10 protein-coding genes and 1 tRNA gene are annotated in these 14,651 nt (G+C 63.2%); 9 read left to right on the top strand and 2 right to left on the bottom strand.

Translation table 11 applies throughout. From position 1 onward, the window contains the following. Position 1: 1 nt before the first annotated feature. Both CFB17_RS06620 and guaA read right to left on the bottom strand, forming a co-directional pair. Entirely contained in the window at positions 2-1,351 is a 1,350-nt protein-coding gene (locus CFB17_RS06620) for a tyrosine-type recombinase/integrase (RefSeq protein WP_088560634.1), read from the bottom strand. 221 nt (positions 1,352-1,572) lie between these two features. Beyond that, complete coding sequence (guaA, locus tag CFB17_RS06615) at positions 1,573-3,117, bottom strand: glutamine-hydrolyzing GMP synthase (RefSeq protein ID WP_088560633.1); 1,545 nt, start codon at positions 3,115-3,117, stop codon at positions 1,573-1,575. Positions 3,118-3,341: 224 nt separating this feature from the next. On the opposite strand from guaA, the gene CFB17_RS06610 reads away from it, so the two are divergent. The 9 genes from CFB17_RS06610 (at position 3,342) to lon (ending at position 14,572) form a co-directional block, all read left to right on the top strand. Continuing rightward, positions 3,342-4,019: a carbonic anhydrase gene (locus CFB17_RS06610; RefSeq protein WP_088560632.1), complete on the top strand. Its 678-nt coding sequence runs from the start codon at positions 3,342-3,344 to the stop codon at positions 4,017-4,019. After that, complete coding sequence (locus CFB17_RS06605; protein WP_207761960.1) at positions 4,019-5,554, top strand: SulP family inorganic anion transporter; 1,536 nt, start codon at positions 4,019-4,021, stop codon at positions 5,552-5,554. The genes CFB17_RS06610 and CFB17_RS06605 overlap by 1 nt, the downstream gene beginning before the upstream one ends. A gap of 75 nt (positions 5,555-5,629) precedes the next feature. Beyond that, positions 5,630-7,204: a sensor histidine kinase gene (locus CFB17_RS06600; protein ID WP_088560631.1), complete on the top strand. Its 1,575-nt coding sequence runs from the start codon at positions 5,630-5,632 to the stop codon at positions 7,202-7,204. Beyond that, on the top strand, positions 7,201-7,914 hold the full coding sequence (locus CFB17_RS06595; protein WP_088560630.1) for a response regulator transcription factor: 714 nt from the start codon (positions 7,201-7,203) through the stop codon (positions 7,912-7,914). The genes CFB17_RS06600 and CFB17_RS06595 overlap by 4 nt, the downstream gene beginning before the upstream one ends. 106 nt (positions 7,915-8,020) lie before the next feature. Then, positions 8,021-8,105, top strand: a tRNA-Leu gene (locus CFB17_RS06590). A gap of 134 nt (positions 8,106-8,239) precedes the next feature. Further along, on the top strand, positions 8,240-9,598 hold the full coding sequence (tig, locus tag CFB17_RS06585; protein WP_088560911.1) for a trigger factor: 1,359 nt from the start codon (positions 8,240-8,242) through the stop codon (positions 9,596-9,598). Between the two features lie 209 nt (positions 9,599-9,807). Further along, positions 9,808-10,416 carry an ATP-dependent Clp endopeptidase proteolytic subunit ClpP gene (gene clpP, locus CFB17_RS06580; protein WP_088560629.1) on the top strand — a complete coding sequence of 203 codons (609 nt, stop codon included), beginning with the start codon at positions 9,808-9,810 and terminating at the stop codon, positions 10,414-10,416. Between the two features lie 208 nt (positions 10,417-10,624). After that, entirely contained in the window at positions 10,625-11,887 is a 1,263-nt protein-coding gene (gene clpX, locus CFB17_RS06575; protein WP_088560628.1) for an ATP-dependent Clp protease ATP-binding subunit ClpX, read from the top strand. A 270-nt stretch (positions 11,888-12,157) separates the two neighbouring features. After that, complete coding sequence (gene lon / locus CFB17_RS06570) at positions 12,158-14,572, top strand: endopeptidase La (protein ID WP_088560627.1); 2,415 nt, start codon at positions 12,158-12,160, stop codon at positions 14,570-14,572. The last annotated feature ends 79 nt before the right edge of the window (positions 14,573-14,651 follow it).

The raw sequence follows: 14,651 nt of genomic DNA, 5'->3' as shown, positions 1-14,651 counted from the left end.
TTCAGAGATCAGCGTCCAGTTCGTCGTCGTGAACCTCGGCGGCACGCTGCTTCGCGTCGGCGATCAGCTCTTTCGCGGATTCGCCCTTCACCCACACGTCGAGCATATCGGCCCAGCACTGAAGCATGATCTTCCGCTCGGCGAGGTAGCGGTTCACGTTGTAGACGGCGGCGATCCGGTTCCGAGGCGCGTGGGCCAGGCTCATCTCGATCCAACGATCATCGAACTTGGCGCGGTTCAGGCCGGTCGAAAATGTGCGGCGCAGGTCGTGAACGCCGAAGCTCTGAAAGTCAGGATCAGTCCCCCGGATACGCTCTACCACCGTGTCGATCACGCGGTTGAGCGTGGCGTTGCTGATCGGCGTGTCGCTGTCATATCGGCCGGGGTGCAGGTATCGGCTGGCGCCGAACATGGTGCGGAACGCTGTCAGAATGTCGAGTGCCTGATCGCTCAGCGGGATAACATGCGCCTTGCCCGCCTTCATGCGCTCGGCCGGAATCGTCCAGCGCGCGGCGGCGAAGTCGATTTCCTTCCATGTGGCGTCTATGAACTCCGACTTGCGAACGCCGGTCAGCAGGACAAACCTCACCGCTGAGCGCAGCGTGGGTGCTGCCGACACATGATCCAAGGCCGCCAGGACCGCGCGGACCTCGGATGGCGACAGAGCGCGCTCGCGCGGCTCGAAGGTGGCGATGGCACTAGTGCGGATCGACTCGGCCGGGTTGCTCACATCCAGGCCACATCCTTGGGCGTGACGGAACACCAGCAACACGACCTCGCGGACATGCACAGCGACGGCTGGCCCGCGCTTCTCCTTAACCTCGTCGCACAGATGTTTGAGACGCTGTGGCGTCACCTCTCCCAGCTTGAGCTTCGACAACTCTCCCGCTATGGCGCGATCATAGACAGATCGGCGCATCGCCAAGGTGCTGTCAGCCAGTTTCTCGGCTCCCGATTTGGGATCGGCTTTGTGCTTGAAATAGGCTTCCGCCCACCCGCCGAACGTGAACGCCTGGGCTGACGCGGTACGCTTCTCCACCTTGGCTTTCGACGGCGACTCGCCCCGTTCGACCTGACGCCTGGCGCGCGCCAGCAACGTCCTGGCCTCCGCAAGCGACACCTCCATTCCGTATTCCAGCGCGTCGGGCGCCCGCGTCAGATTGCGCGCCGCCTCGGCGCTATATCGACCGATGGTCAACACCTCCTGCCGCCCGCTCACCCGATACTGATACCGGAACGAGATAACCCCGGTCGGCGTGACGGCCGCGTGCATCCCGTCGCGGTCTGTCACCTTGTAGAGCTTGGCCCTCGGCTTGAGATTTTTCAGTTCTTTATCAGTGAGATCGCCCATAAATCCGCATCCGGTCCGGCGGCAAACGGATACCAACAAGGGGGGCTGTTGGTAGCGAATGCCCGTTTCTGGACCATCCTGCGCCGTACCAACATCGCTACCAACAAAGTGGCTCGGCTGGGGTGACACGCAGCGATACGGGGTGGGAAAAATAATCCTTGTCAGTCAACGAGTTCGTGCGATTTGTGGCACGGAGCGGGATGGTCTGAAACCACCCTAATTCACTCCCACTCGATCGTGCCGGGGGGTTTGCTTGTATAGTCGTAGGTGACGCGGTTGATGCCGCGGACCTCGTTGACGATGCGGGTCGCGACCTTGGAGAGGAAAGCCGATTCGAAGGGGTAGACGTCGGCCGTCATGCCGTCGACCGAGGTCACGGCGCGAAGGGCCGAGACCCATTCATAGGTGCGGCCATCGCCCATGACGCCCACCGTCTTGACCGGCAGGAGGACGGCGAAGGCCTGCCAGATCTCGTCATAGAGGCCGGCCTGGCGGATCTCCTCGAGGAAGATCCGGTCGGCCTGCTGCAGGATCTGCACGCGATCCTTGGTCACTTCGCCCAGGATCCGGACGGCGAGACCCGGGCCGGGAAAGGGATGGCGACCGACGAAGATCTCGGGCAGGCCAAGTTCGCGGCCAAGTGCCCGGACCTCATCCTTGAAGAGCTCGCGGAGCGGCTCCACCAGCTTCATGCGCATCCGGGCCGGCAGACCGCCCACATTATGGTGGCTCTTGATCGTCACCGACGGGCCCTTGAAGGAGACGCTCTCGATGACGTCGGGATAAAGGGTGCCCTGGGCCAGGAAATCGACCTCGCCCAGCTTCCTGGCCTCAGCCTCGAACACGTCGATGAAGAGACCGCCAATCGCCTTGCGCTTCTGCTCGGGATCGCTGACCCCGGCAAGCTTCTCCAAGAACATCTCGCTCGCATCCACGTGCACGAGCGGGATGTTGAAATGGCCGCGGAAGAGCTCGACGATCTCCTTGGCTTCGTTGAAGCGAAGCACGCCCGTATCGACGAAGACGCAGGTCAGCTGTTCGCCGATCGCCTCGTGGATGAGGAGGGCCGCCACGGCGGAATCCACACCGCCCGAAAGACCGCAGATGACATGGCCGGAGCCCACCTGGGCGCGGATCTTGGCGATGGCCTGTTCCTTGTAGGCCTCCATCGTCCAGTCGCCCTTGAGACGCGCGATCTTGAAGCAGAAATTCTCAAGCAGCGCCTTGCCGATCGTCGAGTGGACGACCTCGGGATGGAACTGCAAGCCATAGAAATGGCGGGTCTCGTCGGCGATGGCCGCCATGGGGGCGCCGGTACTCTTGCCGATGAGGCTGAAGCCCTCAGGCAGGCGTGTCACCCGGTCGCCATGGCTCATCCAGACGACGGCTCCCTCGCCGGGCGAGAGGATGCCGTCGAAGAGCGGCGAGGGCACCGTCACCTCGATGGTGGCCCTGCCGAACTCACGATGATTGTCCGGCTCGACATTGCCGCCCAGCTGCTGGCACATCGTGTGCTCGCCGTAGCAGATGCCCAGGACCGGCACGCCGAGCTCGAAGACGGCCTGCGGCGCGCGCGGGCTGTCGGCCTCGGTCACCGAGGCGGGGCTGCCCGAGAGGATGACCGCGCGCGCATCGAAGGCGCGCACGAAGGCATCGTCGACCGTGCAGGGATGGATCTCGCAATAGACGCCGATCTCGCGAAGCCGCCGCGCGATCAGCTGTACGAATTGCGAACCGAAATCGAGGATAAGGACACGTTCCGTCATAGCCGCGCTGCATAGAGGAAAACGACGCGCAAAAGAAGCGCGTACGTGCAAGGTCTGAGGCATGGGTGCCAGCGGTCTTCGCGGCGCCTTTCCTTCCTCGCGGCAGGTGCTCGCCACATTCTAATGCCGTTCTCGGCGAACTTTAAACCACGAGGCGAAGCAATGCTGCGTCGCAGCTCTAAGGTGAGGATGTGTGTGTAGTCAGCCTCGTGGAAGGAAAGATCATGGACGAACTCCTGGCAGGAGTGCGACGCTTTCGTGCCGATGTGTTCCCCGACCGGCGTTCCCAGTTCGACCGCCTGTCGAACGGGCAAAGCCCGCGTGCCCTCTTCATTACCTGCTCCGATAGTCGTGTCGTCTCGGAGCTGATCACGCAGAGCGAGCCCGGCGACCTCTTCATCTGCCGCAATGCCGGCAACATCGTCCCGCCGCACGGCCAACTGGCCGGCAGCGTCGCGGCCGCCGTCGAATATGCCGTCATGGCGCTGAAGGTGCCGGACATCATCGTTTGCGGTCATACCGATTGCGGTGCCATGAAGGCGGCACTGCATCCAGAGGGCCTCGAGGCGATGCCGGCGGTGGCCGGCTGGCTGCATCATGCGGCGGCGGCAAGGCGCGTCGCCGCCGAGGCTATGCCGATGGCGGCCGACGATACCGTCCGATTGGAGGCCCTGACGCGAGCCAACGTCCAGGCGCAGCTCGTCAACCTGCGAACGCATCCAGCCGTGGCGGCCAGCCTCGCGGCGGGGCGGCTGCGCGTGCATGGCTGGATCTTCGACATCAAGGCGGGGGAGGTGCTGGTCCTCGATCCAACGAGAGCCGTCTGGGCGCCGCTTGGTCAGGCGCAAGCCGATGACGTTGACCCCGATCTTGGTGCCACGATCGTCGCCGGCGCGGCTTGATGGCGCGCATGATGCTGGGTCGCCTCACGCCATCGCCCGGCCGTGACCTCATGGCCTCGTTCGTCGTCTTTCTCGTGGCCTTGCCGCTTTGCATGGGCATCGCCATCGCCTCCGGCCTGCCACCCGAGAAGGGCCTTGTCACCGGCATTGTCGGCGGCATTGTCGGCGGCCTGCTGGCGGGCTCGCCCTTTCAGGTCAGCGGACCGGCCGCCGGCCTTGCCGTCATCGTCTTCGACATCGTCAACACCCAAGGCGTGGGTCTCTTGGGCCCGATCCTGATCCTGGCTGGCCTCTTCCAGGTCCTGGCCGCCATGGCCGGCCTTGGGCGGTGGTTCAGGGCGATCTCGCCAGCCGTGATCTACGGCATGCTGGCCGGCATCGGCGCGCTGATCCTGATCGCCCAGATCCACGTCATGCTGGGCCGACGGCCGGAGGCGGACGCCATCGCCAATCTGGCGGCCATTCCGCAAGCGCTTCTGGGCACCATAGACGGTGGCTCGGATGCGGCGGCCTTGCTGATAGGACTCTTGACGATCCTCCTGATGGTCGGCTGGGACAAGCTCAAGCCGAGGCGCCTGCGCTTCCTGCCGGGGGCGCTCATGGGCGTGGTCGCGGCGGCCCTGGCCGCCTGGTTGACCGGGGCACCCGTCGCCTATGTCGACGTACCGGGCAATATAATGGCCGCGCTCAGACCGCCCGGCGGCGGCGAGCTTTTGGGTCTGGCGCAGGCGGGGGTCATCGTCACGGCGTTGACCTTGGCCTTCATCGCCAGCGCCGAGACGCTCCTGTCCGCCGGTGCCGTCGACCGGATGCATGACGGCGCGCGCACCGACTACAACAAGGAGCTGCGCGCCCAGGGGATCGGCAACATGATCTGCGGCGGCCTCGGCGCCTTGCCCATGACGGGCGTCATCGTGCGCAGCTCGACCAATGTCCAGGCCGGTGCTGTCTCGCGCTGGTCGGCTGTCCTGCACGGGCTTTGGATCGCCCTTTTCGTCCTGGCGTTTCCCTTCATTCTCAAGCTTATCCCGACAGCCAGCCTGGGTGCCATCCTCGTCGTCACGGGCGTGAAGCTCATGGAGGTCGAAGCCGTCAAGCGGCTGGCCGGTTATGGTCGGATGCCCCTTTTCGTCTATGCGGCGACGTTCCTGGGTACCGTTTTTATCGATCTTCTAACCGGCGTCCTTGTCGGCATCGCCTTGTCGTTCGCCGAGGTCATCTATAAGGCTGCTCGTCTGCGGGTAACCATCGAGGAGGCGGGCCCGTCCAGGATTGAAATGAGCCTCGAGGGGGCGGCCACCTTCCTGCAGACACCCAGGCTCGGTGCCATTCTCGAACGCCTGCCACCTGGTACCGAGCTTCATGTGCGAACCGCTCCGCAGACCTATATCGACCATGCCTGCAAGGACCTGCTCGAGAATTGGGCCCGCCAGAATCGCTCCCACGGCGCCCGACTGGTCGAGGACTGGCAGAAAACCGGGCTCGATAAGGAGAAGCAAGGGCGTCTTGAGGAGAGGCTGGTTGTCAGCCGTTGAGGCCAGGCCCTGCCGCGAAAACGAAGTTGGGGCTCCTCGTCGCGCAGGGCGCGGGCGCTGCCAAAGGAACGCGGCATGACCATTCGCCGCCGCATCTTCACCTTCGTGCTGGTGCTTTGCATCGTCGTGGCGGGCCTCGCGGTCACGGCGCTGGTCGGGGCGCATGTCAATCGTCACGCCATGGAGGCGGTTGAGGAGGCCACCAGCCGCTATCGCCTGACCATGCAGTTCGCGACGGCGACGCATCGTTATGCAGAGCAGACGGCCCTGTTGCTGCTGATGCGGCAGCAGGGCAATGAGCAGCTCGAACAGGTGCGTAACGACGTCGAGGTCGTCTTTGCGCAAATGCAGCGTCATAGTCAGCAGTTCCAACATCAGCGCCATGCCAACGCCGACTGGTTGGAGGAGCTCGACCGGCTGCGGCAGGTCTTCAGCAAGATCGACCATGCGGTCGAGCGGGCTGCCCTGCTCAACGACGAGAAGGCCTATCCTGAGGCGATCCAGATCTTCAAGAGCGAGATCCAGCCCAGGCTGGATGCCGATTTTCGCGCCGTTGTCGCGCGGGCCGTGACCGATGAAGAGGCGAGGGTGAGCAATGCCGAGATGGCGGCGCAGGCTACTTCCAGGCGGGTGACGGACACGGTGATTGTCGTGGCCCTCGTCCTCATCCTCCTCATGGTGATCATGGGCACCACCTTCGCCCGGGCCCTGCTGGAGCCGATCGATGCGCTGACCAGGGGAGCTCGCGCCATCGAGGAGGGCAGCCTCGCGCATCGCATCGGCTTGAAGCGCCAGGACGAACTGGGTCGGCTCTCGCAGCATTTCGATCGCATGGCCGAGCGGCTGGAGAACAAGGTCCGGCAATTGGCGGAGGCGCAGGCCGGCCTCGAGGAGCAGGTGCGCGCTCGGACGATGGAGTTGGACCGGTTAAACCGCCAGCTCACCGACCTCGATCGGCAGCGGGTGCGCTTCCTGGCCGATATCAGCCATGAGATGCGCACCCCCTTAACGGTGCTGCGCGGCGAGGCCGAGGTGACCTTGCGGGGCGCCGAGCGGCCGGCCTTTGCCTATCGAGAAGCACTGGAGCGGATCGTCGAGGAAGCGGCCGGCATGAGCCGGCTGATCGACGACCTCCTCTTTCTCGCCCGCTCCGAAATGGGCGAGATCCGCTTTGACGAGCAGCACGTGGTTCTGGACGATGTGGTCCTGGGTGCAATCGAGGCCGCGAGCGTTCTTGCCGAAGAGAAGGGTATCGCGCTGGAGTTCGATGGCGAGGCCATGGGCCTGGCGGTCCGGGCCGATCCCAGGCGGCTGCGACAGGTGCTCCTGATCGTCCTCGACAATGCGATCAAATATTCCAAATCAAACGCTCGCGTTCAGATAAGCATGACGACAACCAAAAATTGTTGGGCTTGCGTCAGCGTCGAGGATCAGGGGCAAGGCATCGCCGGCAAGGATCTACCGCATGTGTTCGAGCGCTTCTATCGCGGCGAGAATGGCCGGCGGGAGGCGCCGGGGGGGAGCGGTCTCGGTTTGAACATCGCCCGCTGGATCGTTGAAAAACATGGCGGAACGATCGAGCTCGATAGCCAGGAGGGTCGAGGGACCCGCGTTGACATCCATCTACCGCTGCAGGACCAAAGCACATGACGAAGACGGTTCTTCTGGTCGAGGACGATGCGCGCATCGCGTCGTTCCTCAAGCGCGGGCTCGAGGCCGAAGGCTTTGCCGTCCAGCAGGTGGGCGACGGACCGCCAGCCATCGCGGCTGCGCGCCAGAGCGTGTTCTCCTTCATCATCCTGGATCGCATGCTGCCCTCGATGGACGGCCTCGAGGTCTGCCGGCGGATCCGCCAGGAGGATCGGCGCAGCCTCATCTTGATGCTGACCGCGCGCGATCAATTGCAGGACAAGATCGATGGGCTCAAGGGCGGCGCCGATGACTATCTGACCAAGCCCTTCGCCTTCGACGAGCTTCTGGCGCGGATGGAGACGCTTGAGCGGCGGGCCAATGGCTCGGATCGGCCGCCGCCGATGCAGGTGGCCGATCTCAGGCTCGATCCGGCGACCCGGACCGCGAGGCGCGGCCAGCGCGAGATCCAGTTGACAGCCAAGGAATGGGCGCTCCTGGCTTATCTGATCGCCCATGCGGGCCAGGTCGTTAGCCGCACGCGCATCCTCTCCGACGTCTGGGGCCTCAATTTCGACCCGGGGACCAAGATCGTTGACGTTTATATCCGTTATCTGCGACGCAAGGTGGACGAGGATAGCGAGGTATCGCTCATCAAGACCAGCCGGGGCTTTGGCTACATGATCGGCGAGGCGGAGCCGGATGTGGCAAACGAGGGGCCGGCGGTCTGAACCGGCGCCAGCCGGGCTCGTCGCTGTTGGCCTTCCGCATGAGCCTTGCTATAGGCTTTGCCCCATGCGCGGCGAAGGCAGCTTCGGCGCAGCTTTCGCGCGATCGGCGGGCGTGGTGGAATTGGTAGACACGCAGGATTTAGGTTCCTGTGGCGAAAGCTGTGCGAGTTCGAGTCTCGCCGCCCGCACCATGTGGAGATGAAACGGCCCTGGCCAACGCCGCTCTGCGGTGATGGCTTCGGGGCCGAAGGGGAATCGGCTGGCGCGGGGCTTGAAATGCCTGGCCGGCTTTGGCTTTTTGCAGGTTTGGATCAGGACGTCGTACATGCAGGTCGTTGAAACCGAGGCCCAGGGCCTCACGCGCCACTTCACGGTCACCGTGCCAGCAGCGGAAATCGACGCGAAGGTCCAGTCGCGCCTCGAGAGCTTGAGCAAGACCGCCAAGATGCCGGGCTTTCGGCCTGGCAAGGTGCCGGTGACTCTCCTCAAGAAACAGTATGGATCGTCGGTGTTCTCCGAGGTCGTGCAGGAAGCGATCAACGAGGGTTCGCGTCAGGCGATCAACGACAACCAGTTAAAGCCGGCCATGCAGCCCAAGGTGGATCTCGATCCCGAGGGCGTAGGCGAGGGCAAGGATCTCGAGTTTAAGATCGACGTCGAATTGATGCCCGATGTGCCGGAGATCGAGCTCAGCACGCTTGAGCTGACCCGCTTGGTTCCCGTCCTCGACGATGCGCGGATCGACACGGCGATCAACGGCCTGGCGCGTGCCCGCCGCGAGTTCAAGGCGCCTGCGGAGGCGCGGCCGGCCAAGGAAGGCGATCGCTTGACGATCGACTTCAAGGGACGCATCGACGACGAGCTGTTTGACGGCGGCAGCGGCGAGGGGCAGCAGCTTGTCCTGGGCTCCGGCATGATGGTGCCGGGCTTCGAGGACCAGCTGGTCGGCGCCACCGTCGGTGAGGAGCGCAAGCTCACCGTTACCTTCCCCGAGTCCTATGGCGCCCCGGCCGTGGCCGGCAAGGAAGCCGTCTTCGACGTCAAGGTGACGGCGATCGAGGAGCCCGATGGCACCGAGATCGATGATGCCTGGGCGCAGAAGCTGGGCCTTGAGGACCTGGCGACGCTCAGGAAGACCATGAGCGATCGCATGGAGGAGGAATATAAGGGCGTGGCGCGTGCGCGTATGAAGCGCCAGCTGCTCGACCAACTGGCGGAAGCCGCGACCTTCCCCGTACCGCCCGGGATGGTGGCCATGGAGTTCGATTCGATCTGGAAGCAGCTCCAGAATGAGATGGCGCAGTCAGGCCAGACCTTCGCCGAGGAAGGTGATGAGAGCGAGGCTGCCGCCCGCGAGGAATATGGCAAGATCGCCGAGCGGCGCGTCCGCCTGGGCCTGATCCTGGCCGATATCGGCGCGCGCAACGACGTCAAGGTCGAGAGCAACGAGCTGCAGCAGGCGGTGCTGCGTGAGGCCTATCGCTTCCCTGGTCAGGAAAAGCAGGTCTTCGAGTTCTATCAGAAAAATCCGGCGGCCATCGAGCAACTGCGTGCGCCGATCTTCGAGGACAAGGTTGTCGATCTGGTCTTTGGCAAGGCCAAGGTCGAGGAGAAATCCCTGCCGATCGACGAGCTCTTGAAGCTCGATGCCGCGGAAGAGAACGAAGACGACGCCAAGGCCTGAGCTTCCGGGCAAGGCCGCGTCGCCTGGCTGAGGCCGGCCCGCCGCAAGGAAGGCGCCGCCCTCCTCTTGTGCGGGAGGCCCACGCGTCGCACATTGGACCGGCGTCGGCCAAGCTGGCAGACCGAAGCGAGACAGGCCTGTCCGCAGCATCGTGGAGCAAGCGATGCGCGGCGGCCTTGGAGCGGCCCTAGGTGAGGTTTTGCAAGAATATGGCGTTGACCAGCCAGCTCGTCCCCATGGTGATCGAGCAGACGGCTCGCGGGGAGCGTTCCTTCGACATCTATTCGCGCATGTTGAAGGAGCGAATCATCTTCATCATGGGTGGTATAGACGATCACGTCGCCAGCCTCGTTACCGCCCAGTTGCTGTTCCTCGAGGCTGAAAATCCCGACAAGGATATCAGCCTCTACATCAACAGCCCGGGCGGCATCGTCACCTCGGGCCTCGCGATCTACGACACCATGCAGTATATCCGCTGCGACGTGACGACGATCTGCGTCGGCCAAGCCATGAGCATGGGATCGCTGCTGCTCACCGCCGGGGCCAAGGGGAAGCGCTACGCTCTGCCGCATGCGCGGATCATGACGCACCAGCCATCGGGCGGCGCGCAGGGCCAGGCTTCGGACATCGAGATCCAGGCGCGCGAGATCCTGAAGATCCGCCAGCGCCTGAATGATATCTACATGAAACATACGGGCCGCAGCCTTAACGAAATCGAATCCAAGATGGAGCGCGACAGCTTCATGTCGGCCGAGGAAGCCCGCGATTTCGGGCTGGTCGACATGGTGATGGAGAAGCGCCCGGTAGGCGACAAGTAGGCCCGTTCCGCACCGCGGCAGGGCTCCCATGCGGGCTGACTATGGCGTTGGCCCGCGTCGATGCCTATGTCTCTGGGCTGGACCTGCTCCAGATAAGGTCGCATGCCTGGGCACGGCGGTGACTGGATAAGGAGTGTGTCCACGGGTTGTGCCGCTCCCCGGCGGTCGCTACCATCATGGATGGGACATATCAGGACGCGTGGATGCGATGAGCAAGGCAGCAGGCGACTCAAAGAATACGCTCTACTGCTCGTTCTGCGGTAAGAGTCAGCACGAAGTACGCAAGCTCATCGCCGGTCCGACGGTATTCATCTGCGATGAATGCGTCGAACTGTGCATGGACATTATTCGCGAGGAAAATAAGAGCGCCGTCGCGAAGAGCAGGGCCGGTGTGCCGACCCCGTTGGAAATCAAGGGCGTTCTAGATGACTACGTGATCGGCCAGGACCATGCCAAGCGCGTGCTCTCGGTAGCCGTCCATAATCACTATAAGCGGCTGGCCCATGGCGGGAAGGGCGGCGAGGTCGAACTCGCTAAGTCGAACATCCTGCTGGTCGGGCCGACGGGCTGCGGCAAGACACTTTTGGCCCAGACGCTGGCCCGCACGCTGGACGTCCCCTTCACGATGGCGGACGCAACGACCCTGACCGAGGCCGGCTATGTGGGCGAGGATGTCGAGAACATCATCCTCAAGCTTCTCCAGGCGGCCGACTATAATGTCGAGCGGGCCCAACGTGGCATCGTCTATATCGACGAAGTCGACAAGATCAGCCGCAAGTCCGAGAATCCCTCGATCACCCGTGACGTCTCGGGCGAGGGTGTCCAGCAGGCGCTCTTGAAAATCATCGAGGGCACGGTCGCCAGCGTGCCGCCGCAAGGCGGCCGTAAGCATCCCCAGCAGGAATTCCTGCAGGTGGACACGACCAATATCCTCTTCATCTGCGGTGGCGCCTTCGCCGGGTTGGAGAAGATTATCGGCCAGCGTGGCAAGCAGCGCTCGATGGGCTTTGGGGCCGAGGTGGCAGGGCCGGAGGATCGACGGAGCGGCGATGTGCTGCGTGAGGTGGAGCCGGACGATCTGTTGAAATTCGGCTTGATACCCGAGTTCGTTGGTCGTCTTCCGGTGGTGGCAACCTTGCAGGACCTGGATGCGCCGGCCCTGATCAAGATCTTGCGCGAGCCCAAGAATGCACTCGTCAAGCAATATGCCAAGCTTTTCGAGATGGAGGGCGTGCAGCTAAACTTCACCGAGGATGCGCTGAAATCGATCGCCGACCGGGCGATCCAGCGCAAGACCGGTGCCCGAGGCTTGCGTTCGATCATGGAAGGCATCCTTTTGGACACGATGTTCGACCTGCCATCGCTTGATGGGGTGGACGAGATCGTCGTCAACCGGGAGGTCGCGGAAGCGCGTGCCAAGCCCTTGATGATCTACGCGGATCGACGCGGCGACGTCGGCTCCGCTTCCTGAGGTCCCGCTTGCCAGGGGGGACCTTCTCGGCTCTCGCCCGGCGATCGTCCCTCGATCAGATGCTGATCGCTCCGCCGGACGGCCTCTGGATGAAGGCTGGTCCGGCCACTGAGCGTATCTTGGTCCATATCTTGCGGTGGATGCGCGCACACCCCGCGATGGCTAGCGGCGGTAGCCTTGCCAGGACGCTTGAAACGTGTCCTGGCAGGAGCCACCTGATAAACTCGGAATGATGCCGGCTTGCCCAATCCGGCTCTCAAGAGAGGCAAAATGAGCGAACTCCCCGAGGTCAGCACTTACCCCGTTCTTCCGCTTCGGGACATTGTCGTCTTTCCGCACATGATCGTGCCCCTCTTCGTTGGTCGCGAAAAGTCGATCCTGGCCCTCGAAGAAGTGATGAAAGAGGACAAGCAGATCCTTTTGGTTGCGCAGAGGAACGCCAGCCAGGACGATCCCGGGAAGGACGACATTTATCGCGTCGGCACCGTCTCGAGTGTCCTCCAGCTCCTCAAGTTGCCCGACGGCACTGTGAAGGTGTTGGTCGAGGGCAATGGCCGTGCCGAGATCACCGATTTTGTCGAGAACGACAAGTTTTTCCAGGTCGAGGCCAAGGTGATCGAGGAGGCGGCGCTTGAGCCGCGCGAGATCGAGGCGCTGGGTCGAGCGGTGGTCGGCCAGTTCGAGCAATATGTGAAGCTCAACAAGAAAGTGCCGCCAGAGGTCCTGGTCAGCCTGGGGCAGATCGAGGACCAGTCGAAGCTGGCAGACACGATCGCCGCGCATCTTTCCTTGAAGATCGCCGAAAAGCAGGAACTGCTGGAGACGGGCTCGCTCACTGAGCGGCTGGAGCGCCTCTATGGCTACATGGAAGCCGAGATCAGCGTGCTCCAGGTGGAAAAGCGCATCCGCTCGCGCGTCAAGCGCCAGATGGAGAAAACGCAGCGCGAGTATTATCTGAACGAGCAGATGAAGGCCATCCAGAAGGAACTGGGTGAACTCGAGGATGGCAAGGACGAGGTCTCCGAGCTGGAGGAGCGCATCAAGGCGACCCGGCTCTCAAAGGAAGCACGCGAGCGGGCCAAGACGGAGGTCAAGAAGCTCCGCACCATGAGTCCGATGTCGGCCGAGGCCACGGTGGTGCGCAACTATCTGGACTGGATGCTCGGCATTCCTTGGAAGAAGCGCACCAAGGTGATCAAGGACATCAAGAACGCGCAGTCCATTCTCGATGCCGATCATTATGGCCTGGACAAGGTCAAGGAGCGGATCGTCGAGTATCTGGCCGTTCAGCAGCGCGTCGAGAAGATGAAGGGTCCGATCCTCTGCCTGGTTGGCCCTCCCGGTGTCGGCAAGACGTCGCTCGGCAAGTCGATCGCTAAGGCGACCGGGCGGAATTTCGTGCGCTTCTCGCTGGGCGGCGTGCGGGACGAGGCCGAGATTCGTGGTCATCGGCGGACTTATATCGGTTCCATGCCGGGCAAGGTCATCCAGAGCATGAAGAAGGCCAAGAGCAGCAATCCGCTGTTCATGCTCGATGAGATCGACAAGATGGGTCAGGATTTCCGCGGCGACCCGTCATCGGCCTTGCTCGAGGTTCTGGATCCGGAGCAGAACGCCGCTTTCAACGATCATTATCTCGAGGTCGACTACGATCTGTCCGACGTCATGTTCGTCTGCACGTCCAACACGCTGCGTATGCCGCAGCCGCTTTTGGACCGCATGGAGATCATCCGTCTGGCTGGCTATACCGAGGACGAAAAGCTCGAGATCGCCAGGCGTCATCTTCTGCCCAAGCAACGGCAGGAGCATGGCCTGAAGGAATCCGAGTGGGGCGTGGACGACAGCGCGCTCATGGGGCTCATCCGCTATTACACCCGTGAGGCGGGCGTCCGGTCGCTCGAGCGGGAGATCGCCAATCTCGCCCGCAAGGCCGTCAAGGAGATCGTGGCGGGCGATGCCACGGCCGTGCAGGTGACCTTGGACAATCTCGACAAGTTCGCGGGCGTGCGGAAATTCCGCTTCGGCGAGGCTGAGCTCGAGGACAATATCGGCATCGTCACCGGTCTCGCTTGGACCGAGGTTGGCGGCGAACTGCTCTCCATCGAGGCGGTCGTCGTCCCAGGCAAGGGCAAGACCACGATCACCGGCAAGCTCGGCGACGTGATGCAGGAATCGGTGAAGGCGGCGCAGTCCTATGTGCGCAGCCGGGCAGCCCTCCTAGGCATTCGGCCCGAACTCTTCGACAAGGTGGATATTCATATCCATGTGCCGGAGGGTGCGACGCCCAAAGATGGGCCTTCGGCCGGTATCGCCATGGCAACTGCCATTGTGTCGGTCCTGACCAAGATCCCGGTCAAGGCATCGGTCGCTATGACGGGCGAGATCACCTTGCGCGGTCGCGTCCTGCCGATCGGCGGTCTCAAGGAGAAGCTGCTGGCAGCGCTGCGTGGCGGTCTGAAGATGGTCCTGATCCCCAAGGACAACGAGAAGGATCTGGCGGAAATCCCGGAGAACGTGAAGCAGGGCCTGGAGATCATCCCTGTGGCCACGGCCGACGAGGTGCTCAGCCGTGCTCTGGCCGGCAAGCCCGAACCTTTGTCCCCTGAGAGCGAGACGCATGCGGCTCTGCCTCCCAAGGCAGCGGCGGCACCGGGCGAGATGGATCGCCCTCATCTGCCGAACTGAGCACGATCTAGATGGTGAGCCACGCCTCAGCGTGTGGCTCACAACCTGCCGACCCGCCTCGCTGGCGGGTCTTTTTTTG

It is taken from the genome of Arboricoccus pini (assembly GCF_900187945.1).
Lineage (GTDB): Bacteria > Pseudomonadota > Alphaproteobacteria > Geminicoccales > Geminicoccaceae > Arboricoccus > Arboricoccus pini.
This window is presented reverse-complemented; position numbering and strand designations above follow the sequence as displayed.